The following is a 19,742-nucleotide window of genomic DNA, read 5'->3' on the forward strand; positions in this document are numbered from 1 at the left end:
TGCCCCTCGGGCATCACGGCCCTGTGCCAGTGCCCTACCTGTTCCGTACGCTGGCGGCATGCGCATGCGCCCCACTCTGAGCTGGACGCCCACCGCGGACCTGAGGCCTGGCACCACGGATCCGGAGCCCGTCGCCGATGCGCTGAGGACCGGCGGTGTGCTGGTGCTCAGCGGGGCGGGCATCTCCACGGAGTCGGGCATCCCCGACTACCGGGGTGCGGGCGGGAGCCTGAGTCGCCATACCCCGATGACCTACCAGGAATTCACCGCCAGCAGCCAGGCCCGACGCCGGTACTGGGCGCGCAGTCACCTCGGCTGGCGCACGTTCGGTCGTGCCCGGCCCAACGCCGGACACCGGGCTGTGGCGGCGTTCGGGCGGCACGGCTTGCTCTCGGGCGTGATCACCCAGAACGTTGACGGCCTGCATCAGGCCGCCGGCAGCGAGGGCGTGGTGGAACTCCATGGAAGCCTGGACCGGGTCGTCTGCCTTTCCTGCGGCGTCTTCAGCTCGCGCCGCGAACTCGCCAGGCGCCTCGAGGAGGCCAATGTGGGCTTCGAACCGGTAGCCGCCGGGCTCAACCCGGACGGCGACGCCGACCTCACGGACGAACAGGTCGGGGACTTCCGGGTGGTCCCCTGTTCGGGCTGCGGCGGCATCCTCAAACCGGATGTGGTGTTCTTCGGCGAGGCCGTTCCGCCACGACGGGTCGAGCACTCCCGCGAACTGGTTGGCGAGGCAACCTCGCTGTTGGTCCTCGGTTCCTCGCTGACAGTGATGTCCGGGCTCCGGTTCGTCCGCCTGGCAGCCCAGGCCGGGAAGCCGGTGTTGATCGTCAACCACGACCCGACCCGCGGCGACCAGCACGCCGTCACCCGGGTCGCGCTCCCCCTGGGGGCGACCCTCCTCACCCTGGCCGACCGACTGGACATCTCCGTCGACGGCCCGGCGGCGGCCTGAACCGGGCAGGGACTGAGCATCCGTGGGAACGGGAGCAGGAACGGGCTGAGCCCGGGGCCCCGGAGCGGGGCCGACTGCTGGTACCCGTTCCGCGGCGGGCGTCGCCCACGGGTCGGGTACCGGCTCCCCGTGCAACGCCGACCGCGGGCGCGGTGCGGGTGCTCCGTCGGCAGGAGCTCGGCCACGGACCTCGCGCCAGTCGGTGACGGGTCAGCTGCTGAGGGCGAAGAGGTCCGCGAGGATGCGCCTGCGCCCGTGATGGGGGCGGGCAAGGAGTTTGCCGCCGTCGGCCTGGAGCGCAGGCGATGAAGAAGAGGGTCAGGGGGCGGGTGATGGCGGTCGTTCGTGGGTGGCAGTCTGGGGCGATGAGACCCGGAAACACCACCGCCGTGGACAACCTGCGGGATCTGCTCAATGAGTGGGATCCGATCGGCGTCGCCGACGATGTGCAGGACGAGTACGACTGCATGGTCGCTCCTCTGCTCCAGCAGCTCCGTTCCGGCGCCGACCGGACCGCGATCGGTGAGTTCCTGCGGCACGAGCTGGAAGATCATTTTGGTCTCGACCCCATGGGCCTGCGGCCAGACGTAATGGCCGTCCGAGTGATCGACTGGTGGACGTCGACCGGCCAGGCTGGTGACGTGGCTGGGGCATAGCCGCTCCCTTCCGATCGTCTGATCGCTGGTCTGGGTGTGCCGTTGACTGACGCGCAGTGAGCGCGAATCGATCCGTTGCTGCCGGATCGGACACCGAAGCGGGGCGGCCGGTGGCGCGATCACCGCGAAGTGATCGGTTCCAGACCGGGTCGCAGTGGGTGCAGCTGCCCGAGAAGTGCGGCAACCGGGCCTGCTCGGCCGCCGCAGCAGCGGGTGTGCTTGTCGCGCCGGCTGCGACGGACTCCACATTGGGGGTGGCTCCAGCGGCGCGGTGCAGCGTCGCGCCTCCCCCGATGCCGACGGCGCCGAATTCCCTCTGCTGACCCGGCCGTCGCGGCGAAGCTGGAGTGGACCAGCCGGCGCAGCCGGGGCTACGGGAGGGTAGTCGAACATCCCGAGGAACGATCGGCTCGCCCGCCGGGCGCCCACTCCCCCGGCGGGTTCGCGGACTTCTGGTCCCCGAACGCCCGGAACCCGTACGCCCAACCCCTTTGGTGAGGGCGGGTGTACGGGTTCCGGGCCTGCCCGGGCGGCTTCGGAGCCGCCTGCTTCAGGTTCGGTTTCCGGGCCGGAGCCTCAGCTGGTGGCCAGGGTGAACGAGGCCGGCGATCTGAAGTGCGTATGCATGACCACCGTGTCCTCGGAAATGCAGAGGTCCAGCCGGAGCATTAAGGGAGGATCAACTGAACCCTAAAGGTACCTGTGGTGTCCGCGCCTCAGCCCCAGATGAGTCGGTCGGTACGAAGGCCACACGCACATCAATCATCATGGGCGGCGGGGCTCCCACCTGCTGATTTGAACGTGCCTAACGAACCTTCAGCCACCGTGGCGTACCACGCAACACCCAAGGAGACTTCCGCCCAGCTGGATTTGTCGGGCGGTGACAGAACTGAACTCGCATTGTGATGTCAGCCGTATAAACGACGGAGGGAATCGTCCATCGGATCGAGGAGTATCAATGTCCCGGAAACGGACTATGAGTCTCAAGAAGAAGCTGGCGCTCTCTGTCGTCGCGGGAACACTGGCGACCGGAGGGGCCGTCGTCACAATGGCGACCAGCAATGCCGCCGTCCCCGACATCGTGTGTCCGGGGTCGACGGTGACGTTGTCGGGTGAGGCGGGTGCGCCGGCGGCGACCAGCGGGACGTTCCCGGTCGGAACGAAGCTGAAGGTGACCAACCTCGACAACGGCCACTCGACGACCGTGACGGTGAACGGACCCTCGGGCAGTTGCGCCCTGCTGAACAACGCAGCCTTCGAAAAGGTGCGGGAACCGGGCAAGAACCTCATCCGGCGCGCACGCATCGAGCGCGTGGGGGGTGGCGGTGCCGCACCCACTGGTGCGACGGGTGCGTCCGGTGCCGCGGGTACGACGGGTGCAGCGGGTGCGCAGGTGCCTCCGGCTACTGGGGAGGTGGTGTGTCCGGGGTCGACGGTGACGTTGTCGGGTGAGGCGGGTGCCCCGGCGGCGACCAGCGGGACGTTCCCGGTCGGAACGAAGCTGAAGGTGACCAACCTCGACAACGGCCACTCGACGACCGTGACGGTGAACGGACCCTCGGGCAGTTGCGCCCTGCTGAACAACGCAGCCTTCGAAAAGGTGCGGGAACCGGGCAAGAACCTCATCCGGCGCGCACGCATCGAGCGCGTGGGCTGAGAGACCGGACCCGATTCGGGGTAACCGAGGCTATGGCGGGGACACAGGGCACCTCGTCCCCGCCATAGCATCGGCAGACGTCATCGCCCGTCCACTCACCGACGTTGCCGGCACGCTCAAGGTCCGGCGGCTGGTACACCGGCGAGGTGGCCCCGACGAAGAACGTGGCGATCACCGTGACCGCGATGGGCCCCAGCGCCCTCCGCCGCACCTTGGTCCTCGACGCCTGCCGCATCCGCGCGAGTACCGCCCCTCCGACGGGCAGCACCCCGGCGGCCGTAATCCAGGCGGGCGAGCGTGGCCCCCTATATCCGGGTGCGCACGCCCACGACGTTCGAGGCCACCATCACCGGCGTGGTGAAGAACAGGCTGTGCACACAGCCCAGCGAGACCGCGATGAGCGGACCGGGCACGCACATGACGACCAGCCAGAAGAGCAGGGCGATGCCACCGCCGTAGCCCCGGCCGTAGGACTCTCCCGCGAGCCCTACACCCCCTCCCTGACGCACCGTTGGCCAGGACCATGGGGGTCCGCTAAAGCCGTGTTGATCTTTGGCCGGATACGCCCGGCATTCCCGGCCGAGCGATCGCGCGGGAAGGCAGACACCGCGCCGACCTCACGGCCCTCCCCTCGTACGACGAACCGTACGACGCTACGGCCCTGCTCGCACAGGATGACGTACTCGTGACGGCCCATCACCCCGGGGCCGAGCCAGCGCCGTGCGTCAGCAGCGACGCGGCGGGGTCGCCGATCGTTGGGGCAGGGCCAGGGCCAGAGGCAGGGGCAGGGGCAGGGGCAGGGGCAGGGGCAGGGATCAGTAGTAGGCCAGCGGGACCTTCCTCGGCAGAGGCATCAGCCGGATGGCGTCGCCTTGGTGGCGGGCGAGGCTGCCGCGTGGCGCGTCTGCTGGATCAGGACGGCGGTGGCGCGTTCCAGAAGTCCGCAGAGTGCTGCGTATTCGGAGGGCGTGAAAGCGTCGGTGAGCGCCCGCTCAAGGACGGCCACCTCCTCGTAGGCGCGGTCCAGCAGCGTCTGGCCCGCATCGGTGAGGGTGGCGATCTGCACCTTGGCGTGCACCGGGGACGTTTCGCGGCGGATGAGTTCCTTGTTCTCCATGTTGGTCAGCACGCTGCTCATGCTCTGCTGCGTCACCCCACAGGAGCGGGCCAGCTGGGCGCCGGACATGCCGCCTTCGCGCGAGAGTGTCAGCAGCACGGTGTACTGCGTCATGGTCAGCCCGTAGGTACGCAGCACCGCCTCGTGGTGCGCCATCAGCGCCTGCTCCGAGCGCCTGATCCGGGGGCAGAGGTCGTTCTCGATCGCGGCTTCCACCACACACTCCCATCCATTGACAGGTTCATGGGTTGACTCAGGAACCTTACACATCTACCTTCTCGACTGTAAGGATACTGAGTCAACACAGGGGGTTGTAACCATGAAGGCTGTCGTTCTCGACACCGAAGACCACTACCGAGTCGCCGAACTCGATGAGCCCGCCCCCGGTCCCGGCCAGGTGGCGATCCGTGTGGCCTACGCCGGGATTCAGTGGGGGGACACCATGGTCCGGGACGGCCACTTCGCCGTACCCCGTCCCTTCGTTCCGGGATTCGAGGCGTCCGGGCACATCGTCGCGGTCGGCCCGGATGTCGACGCACGCCGTATCGGCGAGGCTGTCACCGCGCTGACCACCTCAGGCGCCTACGCCGAAGTGGTCCTGGCACCCGCCGCGCTCGCGATCGACATCGGCATCGTGTCGCTCAGGACGGCTGCAGGTCTCGGGTGGGGCGCACCGACCGCCTACGACCTGATCAACACCACCGCACGCGTGCAGCCCGGAGAAAGCGTGCTGATTCACGCCGCCGCCGGTTCGGTCGGCACGCTCGCGGCCCAGTTCGCCCGGCTGGCCGGGGCAGGTCGGGTCGTCGGCGTGGTCGGCAATGGCCTCAGGGCCGACTACGCCGCCCAGTTCGGGTACGACCAGCTCCTGCTCCGCGAAGAGTTCCCGGCCAAGCTCGGCGACGAGAACCCTGACGTCATCCTCGACCCGGTCGGCGGCTCGACCCGCACCGCCGCCATCGAGCAGCTCGCGGCGCACGGCCGACTGGTGGCGTACGGCAACCTCGCCACGTACGAGCCCGTGCTCGCCAACACCAATGACCTCCTCATACACGGCAAGTCACTCCTGACCTACAACAGCAACCTGCTCAGCCAGACCCACCCCGAGCGGCTCGCCGACAGTGCCCGCCACGCGCTCCGCCTCGTCGCCGACGGCAAGGTCCGCATGGACATCACCACCGAGTACGCCCTTGAGGACCTGGCCATGGCCGTGCAGCGCCTCGCCGAGGGCACGACCCTTGGCAAGAGCATCGTCCGCGTCGCCTGACACACCGGGCGCAGCATCGGCCCGTGGGCGTACGCCCACGGGCCGACCCGGCTTACCCGATCGCCGCCCACGGCCCCTTGTCCGGATGGGCGTCCCGTCGGCTGGGTGGGCGCCGTGATCGAAGTCAGCGAACCCACCACGTGCTACGGCGGCAAGACGGCCGTCGACCACCTGTCCTCTGTCCTTCACCCTGCGGCCGGGCCAGGTCACCGGATTCCTCGGCCCCAACAAAGCCGGCAAGTCCACCACTCTGCGGATGATCCTCGGCCTGGGTGCGCCCACCACCGGCGCCGCCACCGTCAGCGGCGCGCCCCTCCACCGCCACCCGCGCGCGGGCTACGGCACGTCGGCGCCCCCTCGACGCCGGACAGGTCCACGGGCGGGCGCAGCGCCGCGGCCCACCTGGCCGCACTGGCCCGGAGCAACGGCATCACCCGGATGCACAACCTCGCCCTCGACCGTACGGGACGACCCTCATGTGGACGACTCCGGCCGGGCGGCCGGCTTGCCCCGCCGCGGTGCGGTGTTATGCCGGATCTCTTCGGTCGCGGCCCGGCACGCGGGCGCCGCACGGGCGAAGTAGTCGCCTCTGGCACGAGCAACCCCCGTGAGGTGTACACGTCATGGGCCTCAGCCCCGGCATGACCGCTACGGGCATCCCGCCCCTGAACCATGCAGGCGCCCCGTCAGCTCTGATCCAGACACCAAAGACGCTGGTGGCAGCCGCGCTTCGGCCCTCGACCGGCGCGCCGGCCCCACCGTGGTCTCCGACGCGGCACATTCCCTCTTCGTTCTCGCAGCTTGCCTGCTGCCACGCAGGACCACCCTCGCGCTGCTGGGCCGCGGCACGTCCTGATGCCGGCCCGGTGGCTTCCTCGGCAGGGTGCCATCCCTTCCGGTCGCAGGGACCGGCGACCTCGTGGTGGCCGCGCGTCTGTCCGTCGAGGTGTTGCTCGTCCCGGCATTTCCATGCACGCACCGCAGTGGGAAGCATCCGGAGTCCCTGCCGGCGAGGAGCGCGGCAGGAGCGCCGAGCGAAGGAGCCATCGGGGCACTCGCCTGTCGGACCGCTCGACTGCACGGCCTGCTGATCAGACCTCAGGGCGGCGTCGCGCGGCTGCGGCCCGGGCAGCCAGTTGTTCCAGCTGGTGCGGGCTCATGGTGATGCCGAACGCCCCCAACTGTTCGGCACGCCTCTGGCGCGCAGGGGTGACCCGGCCCGTGTAGAAGACCACGGGCCCCGCGTAGGGGGCGGCACCGCGAAGGCGCTCGACCTCGTTGAAGCCGGCGTCCGGGTCCGTACCACGCGTGATGTCTGAGATCAGCAGGTCCCAGCCTCCAGGGGCAAGCTGTCGTTCCGCCTCCGTGCCGTCCTTGACGACCGTCATCTCCGCCCCTGCGAGGCGCATCGACTGAGCGATGAACTCGACGCTTCCGGGATTGTCGTCGATCCACAGGATGCGCATGCCCTCAAGCGTTTGCTCGGTGGGCGCTCCACGACCGTTGCCGGAGAAGTGCTCGATCCCGTGCGCCACGGGCTCCCTGACTGCGGAAGGCTCGGCCATGCTGAAACGCGGCTGCAGCCGCAGCCGCTGGATGAGTTCTGTGAAATGCGACAGCTCCATCAGGTCCTCGATCAGCGTGGTGAAGGCCCGATCAGTGACCAGGGCGGGGAAACCGCTGGGTAACTGCGCCTCCAGTGCTTCCAATGCCCCGTCCCAAGTGTCCGGATTCTCTTGGGACGGTGGCCGCACCTCGTGCTCCGTGAAGAAGCGGGAGAGGTCCACGTCGCTGAAGCCGTCTACCTCGACGCGACGTAGAGCACGCCTGACCTGGCGGTAGGTCAGGAACTCCGAGAGCACGTCGCCGTGCAGTGAGCCGCCGCCGATCAGCATCTGGTAGAAGTCCGGGTACAGGTGTTGGAGCAGCAAGGTCCTGATCACGGTGTCGAGGGCTTCGGTGCCGAGGTCCCGCCACAGCGGGTTGAGGCCGACTTCCAGCACGAACCCGTTGATCAGCTTCTTGATGCGCCTGGGGTTTCGGGAAGCACGGGCCGCGATGAGGGAGATCAGATCGGCGTTGAGCAGCGCGTGTATGCCGGAGTCGCGCGCGCAGCGGCGGACGAAGTCCTCGATCCCCGTTTCGTCCGGCAGAGGGATCCGGTAGGTGGTCTGAAAGATCTTCTCCATGAACGCCGATCCGGCCGGCGACAGATCGCGCAGCAGGCCGTTGGGGCCGAGGACCGACCGGTCGCATCCGATGACGAAGGCGAGTCCGGGCACGTCCAGGTAGACCTTCACCGCCTCACACACCGCCAGCACCGTCTCTTCCGAGCAACGGTCCAGATCGTCGATGAAGACGACCAACAGCTTCCGCGGTGAGACCGCGCTCGGTGCCGCCCACTCCTCCGCCAAGCCCCTGATCGCGTCCCGCATCTCGTTGCGCGCCTGCGGGCTCACGGACAGGCTGTTCCAGAGCTCGTCCACCAGGGCGCCAGCCCCGAGCGGCCCCGCCACCAGCGTGGACAGGACACGGGCGGCCCTGACCAGGGTTCGGCGCTCAGAGACACGCTGCACGGCCCGGCGTAACAGGCGGCGCTCGAAACGCATCAGGACGGATTTGATGAGTCCTTCCAACGCGTCCGCGCCGGTCGAGGTCCATGCGTTGTACCAGACCGTGTGCACGTCGGTGGCCCGGGCGAGTTCCGCGTCGACCAGGTGCATCAGGCTGCTCTTGCCCGTCCCCCAGCCGGCGTCGATGGCCAGGGTGAACGGCGTCGCTTGACGGGAGGCCACCAGCAAGCCGGCGAGCTGTTCCGCCGCCCGACCTACACCGAGCAGGTCAGCTGCGGCTTCGGCGACCGGCTCGTCGTTGAGGAGCGACAGCTGCTGTCGCGCAGTGGGCTCGGTCACCTCCCGCCCCTGTCCCGCACACCGGCGTCTCCCTCGCGCGGGCTGCCCTGCCGTAGCTCTGCCAGCGGGTCGATCAACTCGCCCTCCTCCGTAGCCGGTGCACTGGAACGGGAGGGTAGATCCCGTTGCACGTGCTGGAGACCGGATCAGGAGAAACGGACTCGATCCAGACCGGGGAAGACGGCGGGCCCGGGCACCTCTGAACCCCCCTGTCGACACCGATGGAGCTCAGGCCTCCTTCCTGCCGTTGCCCGGCCGGGACGACGTGCGAGACGTCCGGGAGGCCCGGGAGGCCCGGGAGGCCCGGGAGGCGCGCTGTGCGAGGAGGAGCAGTGTGACCGGGACCAAGCCCAGTGGGAAGCCGGACGGTTCGAGGATCCAGCCGCAGACGAGGACCCACGCGCCCAGGGCCCAACCCAAGTGACGCGGAACCTCCTGGCCGGTCTGCGCCATCCGCGCGATGAGCAGGCCGAGCAAGATCAGCGGCACCGCGAAGCTCCCGAGCAGGGCCCAGAACTCGCCCCGTGAGACCGCGTTGGCCGGGTTCTGGATGGCGTCCGTGCCGTGCAGTGCGCCCCCGATCCAGTCGCCCCATCTCGGCCAGGTCCTGACGGTGAAGAAGGCGATGTGCACAACCCCGATGGCAGCGGTGGTGCGGCCCGCCCAGAGGTTCAGGGTGCGCGTGCGGGCGCGGCCGGACGCATCGGCGGACAGCTTTACGGTACTGCTAGTTCCGATACTCATAGTTCCGTATAATGGTCCTGTGCAGCCTTCTAAGCAACCCCCCGGCCGGCCGCGGGACAGCCGCGTGGACGACGCGATCCGCGAAGCGGTACGGGAGTTGGTACGGGACGTGGGGTACGCCGCGCTGACCATGGACGCCGTGGCCGCCAAGGCGCGCGTGGGCAAGGCGGCCATCTACCGCCGCCACGCCTCCCGCGGCGAACTGGTCTTCTCGGCGCTCGTGCACGGCCGGGAGACACAGCCGCTGCCGGACACGGGATCGCTGCAGGGGGACCTCACCGCACTCGCGCAGCTCACCCTCGGGATCTTCTCCGATCCCGTCGTCGCCGCGGCGACTCCGGGTCTGCTCGCGGACCTCAAGCAGCGCCCCGACATCGCGCAGCGCTTCCAGAACACCTTCATCGCCGGAGAGCGCGCCGAAGTGGCCAACCTGCTGGAACGGGCCTTCGCACGCGGTGAACTGGCCTCACGGGCCGACCCCGCACTCGTCCATGCCACGGTCCTCGGCACCACCTTCGCGTGGGTGTTCCTGCTCGGCCTGCCCCCCGGCCCGGCCCTCGCACCGCGCATCGCCGCCCTGGGCGTGACGGCCGCGACCGAGGCCGTAACGGGGGACTAGTTGTGCAGCCCGTCGAGTCGCCGACCAGCATCTGGTAGCCGGCGCGGCGGAGTGAGAGAGCGGGCTTCCGGCGGTGGGCTTTCGGCTTGCGGAGGCATCGGAGCGTGTCGTGACCGATGAGCCGGACTGACGGCCGAGGAGGATGGCGGCCGCTTCCGCGACCTCGTCGGGCGCGCCGAACCGTCCGGCCCCCGGGGCTGACCGTGTTGAGGTGGGTGCCCCGTTTGCCCCATGCGATGGCGAAGGTCTGCCACCCGCAGCGAGTTGGCCCGCTTGGACAGCGCGTAGGCGCGAACGGTGGAACCTTGCTCGGTCCGCTCGGGCGGAATCTGGTAGACACCGAAGCCGAGGATGGGCATCTCGACGCGGGTGTTCAGGGTGACGGTATGCCTGGGGAGCCTGCTCGTCCGCAGGTACACGATTACCCGAACACGCGGGGAAGACCGGTTGCACAGGAAGGGCACATGTGCACGTGATCGCCGTCGAGGACCTCCGCGACGACCCGCCGCTGGGACGTCATGCGCCAACCGCGCCCTCGCAGCCGCTCCAACAGGTCACTCATTGCGGCTCACCTGTTCAGGCTCGGCGGGATAGCGGCAGTTTACCGGCACATGTCTGGTCTATGACGAGAAGCGCACGGGTGACCTTCTGCCCCAGGCAGCGGAACGACGTCTGGTCCGCGGCAAGGGCCGGTACCGCACACATCGGATCGCGCTCCACGGCACGTGGAGCAGAAGACGTGGGCCGAGGCCCCACGACAACGAACGTGTCAGGTCGATGGCTCCCGTCACATGCCGGGACGGCGGACGATTGTGCTTCCGAAACTCAGATCAGCGGAGTGATCCTGATGATCGGAAGGTTTCACGTTTCTCGTATCTCTCCGAGGCCGGGCAGATACGTCAATCATCGAGCCGGGGACCCGAACGACTTTTGAATTCGGCTACCCGTTGTGCGGGGGTGCTCTGCGTGTTCTCTCATCGGTGCGGTCTGAGGTGCGCGACCATACGGACGCCGATACACGCTCGATCATCGGCGTCGTCCGTAAGTCAGGTTCTCGCCGGCCGCCAGCCCCGCGTTGACAGCCACAGGGCTGATCAGGTGATTCCAGCCGGCGGGCGCCATGGCGTACTACGGGCGCGGGTCGCATTGCTCGACTCGGTAAGCAGCCAGCAGAGGGAAACACCGAGACAGGAAGAAGGACGACGTGTCCGGCAGCGAAAGCGAGAACCCAGTAATCCCCTCCCCGGCCCCCACCCAGACTCGCCCCAGGTCGAACCGAGACTGGTGGCCAAGTCAGATCGACCTCCAGGTCCTACATCAGCATTCGCCTCAGTCCAATCCGATGGATGAGGACTTCAACTACGCAGAAGAGTTCGCGACCCTAGACCTGGACGCGTTGAAGCAAGACGTCTTCGAGGTGATGACGGCGTCGCAGGACTGGTGGCCCGCCGATTACGGCCACTACGGGCCGCTCTTCATCCGGATGAGTTGGCACTCTGCCGGAACGTACCGCATCGCCGACGGCCGGGGCGGCGGTGGCGCCGGCGCTCAGCGCTTCGCCCCCCTCAACAGCTGGCCAGACAACGTGAGCCTCGACAAGGCGCGCCGTTTGCTCTGGCCGGTCAAGCAGAAGTACGGCAGGAAAATCTCGTGGGCCGACCTTCTGGTCTTCGCTGGCAACTGTGCCATGGAATCGATGGGGTTCAAGACGTTCGGATTCGGTTTCGGACGAGAGGACATCTGGGAACCCGAGGAGATCTTCTGGGGGCCCGAGGACACGTGGCTCGGAGATGAGCGCTACAGCGGCGACAGAGAACTCAGTGGTCCCCTCGGCGCCGTGCAGATGGGCCTGATCTACGTCAACCCGGAAGGGCCCAACGGTAACCCTGATCCGATGGCTGCCGCCAGGGACGTTCGAGAGACGTTCAGGCGTATGGCGATGAACGACGAGGAGACGGTCGCGCTCATCATCGGCGGCCACACATTCGGCAAGTGCCACGGTGCAGTGGATGCCGAGTACATCGGTCCGGAACCCGAGGCGTGCCCCATCGAGCAGCAAGGCCTCGGCTGGAGGAACACCTACGGCACGGGCAAGGGCGCCGACGCACTCACCAGTGGGCTCGAAGGCGCATGGACCTCCGAGCCGACGAAGTGGGACAACGGGTACCTGGACAACCTGCTCAAGTACGAGTGGGAGCTGACGACGAGCCCGGCCGGTGCGAAGCAGTGGACTCCCACAGACCCGTCGGCCCAGGGCACCGTGCCCGATGCTCATGATCCGTCGAAAAGGCACGCTCCCATGATGCTCACGACGGACCTCGCGCTGAAGCTGGATCCGATCTATGCGCCGATCACGAAAAGCTTCCACGAGAACCCGGACAAGCTCGCAGAAACGTTCGCCAAGGCCTGGTACAAGCTGTTGCACCGCGACATGGGACCCCTCTCTCGCTACCTCGGCCCGTGGGTTCCCGAGCCGCAGCTGTGGCAGGACCCCGTCCCCGAGGTCGATCACGAGCTGGTCGCGGAACAGGACATCGCAGACCTCAAGGGCAGGATCCTGGCCTCGGGGCTGTCCATCTCCCAGCTCGTCACCACCGCTTGGGCGTCGGCCGCAACCTTCCGCGGCACCGACAAGCGTGGCGGGGCCAACGGGGCACGGATCCGCCTCGCGCCGCAAAGGGACTGGGAGGTCAATGACTTGCCCGAGGTCTCCGAGGTGGTGCAGACCCTCGATCAGATCCGGCAGGACTTCAACCTCTCACAGGCCGGCGGTACGAAGGTCTCTCTCGCTGACCTGATCGTCCTGGGCGGGTGCGCGGCCGTCGAGCAGGCCGCGAAGAACGCCGGGCACGACATCACGGTCCCGTTCGCACCGGGGCGCACGGACGCCTCGCAGGAACAGACCGACGTGGAGTCGTTCGCCGTACTCGAACCCAGGGCAGACGGCTTCCGCAACTACCTCCGGGCGGGTGAGAAGTTGTCGCCGGAGACGCTCCTACTCGACCGTGCCAACCTGTTGACCCTCACCGCACCGGAGATGACGGTTCTGACCGGCGGCATGCGGGCCCTGAACACCGGCTTCTCCCGGTCCCTGCACGGCGTCTTCACCCACCGGCCGGAGACGTTGACCAACGACTTCTTCGTCAACCTGCTTGACATGGGTACGGAGTGGAAGGCGTCGACATCGGCTGAGAACGTCTTCGAAGGTCGGGACCGCGCCACGGGCGAGGTCAAGTGGACCGCTACTGCCGTCGACCTCGTCTTCGGTTCGCACTCCCAGCTCCGAGCCATCTCGGAGGTGTACGCGTCCGAGGACGCGGGAGAGAAGTTCGTGCGTGATTTCGTGGCAGCGTGGGACAAGGTGATGAACCTCGACAGGTTCGACCTCGCCTGAACCCGAACCCGGTGTCCCGGTCCGGTCGGCCGCTCGTCGGCCGACCGGAACACCGTCAGGATCGGCGGCCCAGGAGGCGGCGACCTCGGGTCCAGCCGCCGTGTCCCCCTACGGTGGTGGGCGTGGCGTCTCAGGCGGCGTCGCCGGAGTGCTCGCGCGCCGGGCCCCTGTCCACCGCCGGCTGAATGCGGTGGGACCGCTGTCGAAATAGGTGGTTCATTTGACCGCGTACGGATTCGAAGTCGTCCCAGCAGCTCCGCGCCGTCTCCTCGGAGCGGATCGTTTTGCTCTGCGTCTGTTGCGTCTGCTTCACCGTTCACTCCCTTCGGCCGCCTCGGCGCGGCCCGATGCCTCTGCCCATGCGCGGACGGCCCGTCCCCGATGCTGGCGTAGGCGTCTACCCGCTCTCGTGCGCGGTAAGCGCAGCTCCAGCACCTGGTGGTGCCGGGTGCCGGGTGCCGGGTGCTGGGCCCGGGGCACGCAGGGTACGCGCTTCGCAGACGGCCCTTTGGCGGGGGCCTCGCCGATCCCGGGGCAGGTGCGAACGGCTCGCGCGCGACTCCGACGGTTCGCTTCTCGTCGCGTTCCTCTGGCACCCCGCCCCGTTCCCGGCTCCTCTGCCTCGCGTGCTCATGGGGGCAGAGGTGTGTGGGGGGGGGCGGCACCGCCTCCCCAGGAGCCACCGGTCCGGGCGGGGTTCCGTCACCGAAGGGCCGGCCGCCGAGCGCCGCCCGATCGTGCGGTTCCAGCCAGCCCGACAGGTCCGGGCCGAGCGGCACGATCCCGGAGTAGACGGTGTCCCCGAAGCCGGGCGTCTGGAACAGGTCCCGGGCGTAGGACCACAGCACGGGCGTCTCGCTGAGTTTCCGGCGGTTGCACTTGAAGTGGCCGTGGTACACGACGTCGAAGCGCACGAGCGTGGTGAACAGCCGTACGTCGGCTTCGGTGATCGTCGCACCTACGAGGTAGCGGGTCCGTGCGAGCTGCTGCGATGGCTGGTCGAATCGAGCGAAGAGCCGTCCACGATCGCCGGAACCGTGATGCCCCGGTCGTATCCGGGCTCACGCGCCAGGTACGCCTCTTGCATGCGCCGGATCCCGAGCACCGGGTCCCGGCCGCCCGGGTCGAGGTCGAAGGACCAGCTGCGCTCATCGTGCACGGGCCCCGCGACGGCCATGCTGAGGGCGTCCTCCAGCCCCAGGAGCCTGCGTACGATCACTGCCCTGCCCGCCCACGGGCAGGCGCGGCTGACCACCAGTCGGTAACGGCCCGCCTCCACGGGAAGGCCGTCCCGTGCGTCCATCGTGATCCGGTCGGTGAGGTACCGGCCGTCGCGCGAATAGCCCTTGCCCGGCGTCACGTAATTCACACGACGCGCCTACCCGGCACGAACGAGAACAAAAGCGCCGCGACGTCGCATCCTCGACGCGCCGATTTCGGCACCGGCCCTGCCGTGGATTGCAGAGCGGCACGCGCTCGACGCCCATCGGCTGACGTGCCCGTCCTGACACCCGGACCGTGCGCTCGGCGTGCCGGACCAGACGGACACCCGCAGGCTGGATGCATGGCGGATCAGACGGAAATCGTCATTCATCCCGTGTCGTCGAAGGGCGGGCGGAAAGTGACCGTTCACGCTCTGGGAGTGGACGCCGACCTCGGGCGTGCCCACTCCCCGGCGGATGTGTCGGAGTTCCTGCGGCGGGCCGGCCTGGACGACGTGGACCTGTCCGAGGAGGGCCCGATCAGATGGGAAGGTGGCGGCCCCGAGGTGTGGACCGCCGATATATGACGCCGGGCACGCGGTGCCGTGTGAGGAGGCCGGGAGGGTCTCCGCCCGGAAGGCCTGGGACGACGCCCACGCCGGAAAGCGGAGGCGGAGGATCGCCGACTGCCTGATCGACGAGCGCACGACGCGGGACGGACGGCCACGCCCGCAGAGGCTCCTGCACACCTGACCCGCCGTACCACGCAGACCCACCCCCGCCCCGGAGAAGTGGAGACACCCAGTGACCGCTGACATGTGGAACTACAACCCCGAGTCGCACGACAAGCCCGGCACCCGGCTGATCGGCTTCAAGGTCGAAGCCAGCGACGGACACATCGGCAAGGTCGACAAGGCCACCGAAGAGGTCGACGCTTCCTACCTGGTCGTAGATACCGGCCCCTGGGTCCTCGGGAAGCACGTCCTGATCCCCGCCGGCGCCATCGTCCGCATCGACGTCAAAGAAGAAAAGGTCCACGTCAACCTCACCAAGGACCAGATCAAGGACTCCGCCGAGTACGACAAGGACGACACCGCGACGAATCCCGGGGCCGCGGTGTGATCGTGGGCTGGATGCCTGCGGGCTACGGGTCGCGATGTCGCTGTCGCTGCTCACCCTCTCCTCTTCGCGCGTGTCCCCAACCTGCCAGACAAGAATCCATGGATCCGAAATCGTTTGAAAGCCGGCTGTGGGGGCAGGCGCGGGGGCGGTTGGAGTACGAGCGGACTCCGACGGGCCGTGCGCCACCTCCCCCCGGGGCGCACGGCCCGCTCAGCCCTCTCCTCCGACGGCTTTCTTGCTTCGGTCTCTCGGTGCAGCCACCGCAGCCGTTGTCGGCGCGCCGGCAGCCACCTCTTCTACCGGACCACGGCACATCGGAGACCAGGGGCGCTACGAAGGGACCGCCATGAGTGCCAGCGAGAAGACGAAGGCCCAGATCGAACAAATTGCCGGGAAGGCCGTGAGGAAAGCAGGGCACGCGATGGGAAAGAAGACCATGACGGCCAAGGGTGCCGCTCTGGAAGCCCGGGGCAAGGCCCGGCAGATCAAGGAGAAGGGCAAGGACGGTTTCCGCTGACCTGGCAGCGTGTCTTGCTACGGCCTTGGCGTGCAGCCCCACTTTGAGGCTCTCGCACGGACGTACGACCGCGGTTGATCTATCGGCTGCGAGAGCGCCGCGCCGTGCCCCAGCGTCGGCTCCCTCATCCTCCTCGCCGTCTACCGCCTCCTCACCCGCAACAAGCACCGCCACGCCTGACCCAGTGCGGCGGTGAACCCGACCCGAAAACGGCTCCCCCTCCGGACTGGAGGGGGAGCCGTTTCATTCCGAGCCTCCGCGGCCCTGAAGGACCACTCCACGGTCCTTACGCCGCCGCTTCCTTCAGCAGTTCCGCCGCCTGCGCCGCATCAGGACGACGACGAGGAAGGCGACCCCCACGACAAACAGCGGGGTCCACTTGGAGCCTGCCGCGTGCGCCGCCCGCTCAGCCTTTTCACGGACGGCTTCGGGCGTCTTGTCGGCCGCGAGGTGTCCGGCTCGGGATGCCGTGTCCCGGACGTGTGCAGCAGTCTGGGTAGCGGTATGCAGGAGTGGCTCGGGTGTCTTGCTCTTCGCCAGCTCGGTCGCCTGGCCGGCCTTCGCGCGAACCTGAGCGGTGGCTTCTTTGGCTTTGGCGATGGTGTGTTCCTTGGCCGCGGCGGTCTTCTCCTTGGCCGTGGCCTTGCTGTCGGTCCCGGCCCGTGGCTCGTCGGCCTGACCTCGTTCGCCCTGGGTGGGCGCGTCCTCTCGTGGCTCCTCTCCAGAGGAAGCGGAGGACTCGTTACCGTCGTGCTGGCTGGTCATCGGTGTGCTTCTCCGTCCCGGCCGTACCGGCCGCGGCTTCGTTGCTGGTGCGCCCAGGCACGCCAGCTGGCTGGCTTCGATGGCTTCGAACCTCGCAGTGGGCCTGAGGTTGCCCGGCCCCTACTGTGATGATCGCGCAGCGAGCGGCCGGATTCCCGGCGCCGAGCTGGTGCTCTACGCCAGTCGGGCGCAGCAAGGACACGGTGAGCCGTACCGGCCTACCGACCAGGTTCTGGTCCGTCAGTTCGCCAAGTCGGTTCGCCAGTCGCACGATCGCTGCTACGTCCGCGAGTGAAACGCCTTCGGGCCTAGGGGCTCCCAGGGGGTGGCGGGCCACCGGCTACATCCCTCCCAAGGCTGCGACAAGGGGCGCCCCCGTACGGGTGGCGTCACCCGTACGCCCGTCGAGAAGGCACGGGGGCGGCATGACGACATGTTGTGCTGCGTGAACGGCCCGACAGCCGTAGGCGGGACCGGCCGGACCGTGGGGCTGGCCTGCCGGCTAGCGGAGGAGGACTGATGTCGCGCTTCCAGAACGGCCAGCGAGCCGGATGCACCGTCCGGACAATGCTGTGCGTAGTGCTCATGTGTCAGGCAATACTCACCGTTTCCAGTGCCGAGGCGGTGGCCCACGCTTCGAAACCTCGCGTCGACTGGGATGCGATCGCCCAGTGCGAGTCTGGTGGTAACTGGCGTGCCAACACGGGCAATGGGCACTACGGCGGTCTGCAGTTCACCCGTTCGAGCTGGAAGGCTGCGGGTGGCCGTAGGTACGCCGCCCGAGCCGACCTGGCCACCAAGTCGGAGCAGATCGCAACTGCCAAGAGACTGGCCGCGATGCAGGGTATGGGTGCTTGGACGTGCGCCCGCCGGTAAGAGCCCAGCTCGCGAAGGGGAGGGCTTTCAGCTTCGGGGCGGAAGGAGAGGCCCTAGTGGACCGAGGTCGAGATTGAGGTCCTCCAGCGCGTAGCCGTGCTGGGCGCACAGGTCGGCCAGCCGGTCGTGGAGGGCCAGGAGCGTGGCTCCCAGCTCCTCCTCCTGCTCGTCCGTGAGGTCTCCTGCGTCCACGCGGCGCAATGCCTGGCGCTCGATGAGCTGACGCAGGAGTTCGACCAGGGTGAGAACGAGTTTGAGGAGGTCCTCTTCCACCGTGTCGCGGTCGGTGTACATACGGTGTGCTGCGCGAGGAGGTGCGTCCTGCGGCGTGGGAGGTGCCTGGAGGAGCCGGAACGCTTGCGACATCGAGTCACCGACGTCCTTGAGGTCGGGCCCGAGGGGCGCGGGCGGGTTCTGGTGGTGCCGCTCGGAGCCTTCTTCACCCATGTCGGCCGCCCTCCCGCGCCGCCGTGGCTGAGTGCGGCTCGGAACTCACCGACACGATGAGAGCGCGCAGTGATATGCGGACGAGATCGATGTCGGCGATGGAGAGAACGATGTCGCCAGTGATGACCACGCCGCCGCTGAGCAGCCGGTCGAGGAGGTCCACCAGTGCCACCTGCCGTCCGGGAAGCGGTTCTCCGTGCTCAGCGAGGGTCATGAGTCGCGCTCCTCGCCCGTGGCCGAGTGCTCGAGCGCGGCCACCGGCATGACGAAGGAGTAGGGCGCCCAGGGCCCGGTCACTTCGACACGGACGCCGTCGAAGGCGCCGGTGGCCTCTTCGACGGCGGCTCGGAACTGCTCCGCGTTCGCGTCGGGGACGAGGTACGCGTCATTGAGCACGTTCTCAGCGGGCCCGGTCAGAGCACCCCGCTGCGCGGGGTGACGCACGCGCTGCGAGGCGTATCGGGAGGCGATGGCCTCGACCGTTTCGGCGGCCCGCTGCGCCTGGGCGTAGACGGCCTCCTGGGCATTGTGCTGGGCCCTGCGGCGCTGGAGATAGGCCTTGCCGGGAGTCGTGGCGGCACCGGCATCGGTTGCTGGTCCGGCATCGGGCGGGGTTGGTGTGGGGGCGAGGTAGATTTTCACGCCGAATTCGGTGTGGGCCGTGAGCTGGGCGAGTCTTTCGACGAACGCGTCGTACTGCTCCGCGAGAGCCCGGCCGGCGCGGTCGTCGTCCTGGTAGACGGTGGCCATGCGCAGGGGAAGGACCGTGGCGTGGGCGGAGAGTCCCTCTACGACGGCATGGTGGGCGCGGGCAACGTTCTCGAGCCACTCAAGGTCCTCGAAGTGGTTCTTCAGTGCGCTTTCGTTGAAGTCGTGCCGTGGTACGTGGCTGGTGGCGAAGGCCAGGAGTGGCGGTGGGCCGGCAGGGCCGCCGGCGGGTGGTGCGGTGACCAACAGGACGGGGGCCCCGTAGATCCCGCGGAGGGCCGCACAGGCGTCGCGGAGGCGGGCCGTGAGCGGGGCCGCGGCGTACACGTAGGTGAGGGTGTCCTCGGACGTACTCATCGGCGGCGCCCCCGTGCGGTTGCGCTGCCCGCATCGTTCTCGGGTTCCTCATCGGCGGCGCGTGACGGGATCTCCTCACCGTCGAGGCGCTCGCGGCGCAAGGCCTCCAGCTCGGCGCGCAGTCTGCGGTTCTCCTGCTCCAGCGGGCTGCCGGTGTGCCGTGAGGAGAGCGATGGATCGTGCTCCCACCAGTCGATGCCCATCTCCTTGGCTTTGTCCACGGAGGCGACCAGGATCCGTAGTTTGATCGTCAACAGTTCGATGTCGAGGAGGTTGATGCGGATGTCGCCGGCGATGACGATGCCCTTGTCCAGGACGCGCTCCAGGATGTCGGCGAGGCTGGAGGTGCTCTGTCCGTACGGCGTCGGGGCAGCGCGGGACGGGAAGGATCCGAGTCGGCCGGGTAGTGGCTCAGACACGATGA

20 protein-coding genes and 3 pseudogenes are annotated in these 19,742 nt (G+C 68.4%); 11 read left to right on the forward strand and 12 right to left on the reverse strand.

Annotation, left to right across the window (positions count from 1 at the left end; all coding sequences use genetic code 11):
* The first annotated feature begins 58 nt into the window (after positions 1–58).
* From ABZZ20_RS31200 to ABZZ20_RS31210, 3 genes are all read left to right on the forward strand, one after another.
* Positions 59–958, forward strand: a complete 900-nt coding sequence (locus ABZZ20_RS31200) for an NAD-dependent protein deacetylase (RefSeq protein ID WP_356875395.1) — start codon at positions 59–61, stop codon at positions 956–958.
* A gap of 365 nt (positions 959–1,323) precedes the next feature.
* Positions 1,324–1,614 (forward strand): hypothetical protein, encoded by a 291-nt coding sequence (locus ABZZ20_RS31205; RefSeq protein ID WP_356875397.1) that lies wholly within the window; start codon positions 1,324–1,326, stop codon positions 1,612–1,614.
* An 880-nt stretch (positions 1,615–2,494) separates the two neighbouring features.
* Positions 2,495–3,271 carry a hypothetical protein gene (locus ABZZ20_RS31210; RefSeq protein ID WP_356875399.1) on the forward strand — a complete coding sequence of 259 codons (777 nt, stop codon included), beginning with the start codon at positions 2,495–2,497 and terminating at the stop codon, positions 3,269–3,271.
* A 305-nt stretch (positions 3,272–3,576) separates the two neighbouring features.
* Here the strand turns inward: ABZZ20_RS31210 and ABZZ20_RS31215 are convergent, their stop codons facing one another.
* Both ABZZ20_RS31215 and ABZZ20_RS31220 read right to left on the reverse strand, forming a co-directional pair.
* A complete protein-coding gene (locus ABZZ20_RS31215) occupies positions 3,577–3,780 on the reverse strand; it encodes a hypothetical protein (protein WP_356875401.1) in 204 nt (67 codons plus the stop codon).
* A gap of 344 nt (positions 3,781–4,124) precedes the next feature.
* Complete coding sequence (locus ABZZ20_RS31220) at positions 4,125–4,607, reverse strand: MarR family transcriptional regulator (RefSeq protein ID WP_356875403.1); 483 nt, start codon at positions 4,605–4,607, stop codon at positions 4,125–4,127.
* Between the two features lie 100 nt (positions 4,608–4,707).
* On the opposite strand from ABZZ20_RS31220, the gene ABZZ20_RS31225 reads away from it, so the two are divergent.
* Both ABZZ20_RS31225 and ABZZ20_RS31230 read left to right on the forward strand, forming a co-directional pair.
* Positions 4,708–5,655, forward strand: a complete 948-nt coding sequence (locus tag ABZZ20_RS31225) for a zinc-binding alcohol dehydrogenase family protein (RefSeq protein ID WP_356875405.1) — start codon at positions 4,708–4,710, stop codon at positions 5,653–5,655.
* 114 nt (positions 5,656–5,769) lie between these two features.
* Positions 5,770–6,093 (forward strand): annotated as a pseudogene (locus tag ABZZ20_RS31230) (ATP-binding cassette domain-containing protein); the annotation flags it as partial.
* Positions 6,094–6,746: 653 nt separating this feature from the next.
* Here ABZZ20_RS31230 and ABZZ20_RS31235 read toward each other — a convergent pair.
* Positions 6,747–8,567, reverse strand: coding sequence for a P-loop NTPase fold protein (locus tag ABZZ20_RS31235; RefSeq protein ID WP_356875407.1), 1,821 nt, complete (start codon positions 8,565–8,567; stop codon positions 6,747–6,749).
* Positions 8,568–8,795: 228 nt separating this feature from the next.
* A complete protein-coding gene (locus ABZZ20_RS31240) occupies positions 8,796–9,311 on the reverse strand; it encodes a DUF6463 family protein (protein ID WP_356875409.1) in 516 nt (171 codons plus the stop codon).
* A gap of 64 nt (positions 9,312–9,375) precedes the next feature.
* On the opposite strand from ABZZ20_RS31240, the gene ABZZ20_RS31245 reads away from it, so the two are divergent.
* Positions 9,376–9,930: a TetR/AcrR family transcriptional regulator gene (locus ABZZ20_RS31245; protein WP_356875411.1), complete on the forward strand. Its 555-nt coding sequence runs from the start codon at positions 9,376–9,378 to the stop codon at positions 9,928–9,930.
* Between the two features lie 463 nt (positions 9,931–10,393).
* Here the strand turns inward: ABZZ20_RS31245 and ABZZ20_RS31250 are convergent.
* A pseudogene (locus ABZZ20_RS31250) lies at positions 10,394–10,492 on the reverse strand (transcriptional repressor); the annotation flags it as partial.
* 642 nt (positions 10,493–11,134) lie between these two features.
* Between ABZZ20_RS31250 and katG the strand changes: the two are divergent.
* On the forward strand, positions 11,135–13,324 hold the full coding sequence (gene katG / locus ABZZ20_RS31255; RefSeq protein WP_356875413.1) for a catalase/peroxidase HPI: 2,190 nt from the start codon (positions 11,135–11,137) through the stop codon (positions 13,322–13,324).
* 130 nt (positions 13,325–13,454) lie between these two features.
* Here katG and ABZZ20_RS31260 read toward each other — a convergent pair whose 3' ends face one another.
* Together ABZZ20_RS31260 and ABZZ20_RS31265 are read right to left on the reverse strand one after the other, a co-directional pair.
* Entirely contained in the window at positions 13,455–13,637 is a 183-nt protein-coding gene (locus ABZZ20_RS31260) for a hypothetical protein (protein ID WP_356875485.1), read from the reverse strand.
* A gap of 343 nt (positions 13,638–13,980) precedes the next feature.
* Positions 13,981–14,627, reverse strand: a pseudogene (locus ABZZ20_RS31265) (glutathione S-transferase C-terminal domain-containing protein); the annotation flags it as partial.
* 318 nt (positions 14,628–14,945) lie between these two features.
* Here ABZZ20_RS31265 and ABZZ20_RS31270 point away from each other — a divergent pair.
* The 3 genes from ABZZ20_RS31270 to ABZZ20_RS31280 all read left to right on the forward strand — a co-directional run bounded on the left by ABZZ20_RS31270 (position 14,946) and on the right by ABZZ20_RS31280 (position 16,165).
* Positions 14,946–15,113 carry a hypothetical protein gene (locus tag ABZZ20_RS31270; RefSeq protein WP_356875415.1) on the forward strand — a complete coding sequence of 56 codons (168 nt, stop codon included), beginning with the start codon at positions 14,946–14,948 and terminating at the stop codon, positions 15,111–15,113.
* 229 nt (positions 15,114–15,342) lie between these two features.
* Positions 15,343–15,648: a PRC-barrel domain-containing protein gene (locus ABZZ20_RS31275; RefSeq protein ID WP_356875479.1), complete on the forward strand. Its 306-nt coding sequence runs from the start codon at positions 15,343–15,345 to the stop codon at positions 15,646–15,648.
* A gap of 346 nt (positions 15,649–15,994) precedes the next feature.
* On the forward strand, positions 15,995–16,165 hold the full coding sequence (locus ABZZ20_RS31280) for a hypothetical protein (protein WP_356875417.1): 171 nt from the start codon (positions 15,995–15,997) through the stop codon (positions 16,163–16,165).
* A gap of 303 nt (positions 16,166–16,468) precedes the next feature.
* On the opposite strand, the gene ABZZ20_RS31285 is transcribed toward ABZZ20_RS31280, so the two are convergent.
* The gene (locus ABZZ20_RS31285; protein WP_356875419.1) at positions 16,469–16,930 is read right to left on the reverse strand and encodes a hypothetical protein; all 462 of its coding nucleotides are present in this window, start codon (positions 16,928–16,930) and stop codon (positions 16,469–16,471) included.
* A 585-nt stretch (positions 16,931–17,515) separates the two neighbouring features.
* Between ABZZ20_RS31285 and ABZZ20_RS31290 the strand changes: the two genes are divergently transcribed.
* A complete protein-coding gene (locus tag ABZZ20_RS31290; protein ID WP_356875481.1) occupies positions 17,516–17,806 on the forward strand; it encodes a transglycosylase family protein in 291 nt (96 codons plus the stop codon).
* A gap of 27 nt (positions 17,807–17,833) precedes the next feature.
* Here ABZZ20_RS31290 and ABZZ20_RS31295 read toward each other — a convergent pair whose 3' ends face one another.
* The 4 genes from ABZZ20_RS31295 to ABZZ20_RS31310 are packed head-to-tail and all read right to left on the reverse strand — an operon-like array spanning position 17,834 to position 19,737.
* Positions 17,834–18,253: a gas vesicle protein K gene (locus tag ABZZ20_RS31295; RefSeq protein WP_356875421.1), complete on the reverse strand. Its 420-nt coding sequence runs from the start codon at positions 18,251–18,253 to the stop codon at positions 17,834–17,836.
* Complete coding sequence (locus ABZZ20_RS31300) at positions 18,246–18,467, reverse strand: gas vesicle protein (RefSeq protein WP_356875423.1); 222 nt, start codon at positions 18,465–18,467, stop codon at positions 18,246–18,248. Before ABZZ20_RS31300 ends, ABZZ20_RS31295 begins: the two co-directional genes overlap by 8 nt.
* On the reverse strand, positions 18,464–19,318 hold the full coding sequence (locus ABZZ20_RS31305; protein ID WP_356875425.1) for a GvpL/GvpF family gas vesicle protein: 855 nt from the start codon (positions 19,316–19,318) through the stop codon (positions 18,464–18,466). Before ABZZ20_RS31305 ends, ABZZ20_RS31300 begins: the two co-directional genes overlap by 4 nt.
* A complete protein-coding gene (locus ABZZ20_RS31310; protein ID WP_356875427.1) occupies positions 19,315–19,737 on the reverse strand; it encodes a gas vesicle protein in 423 nt (140 codons plus the stop codon). Before ABZZ20_RS31310 ends, ABZZ20_RS31305 begins: the two co-directional genes overlap by 4 nt.
* Positions 19,738–19,742 lie beyond the last annotated feature (5 nt).

The organism is Streptomyces sp. NPDC006430 (assembly GCF_040612395.1).
In the GTDB taxonomy this organism is placed as follows: domain Bacteria; phylum Actinomycetota; class Actinomycetes; order Streptomycetales; family Streptomycetaceae; genus Streptomyces.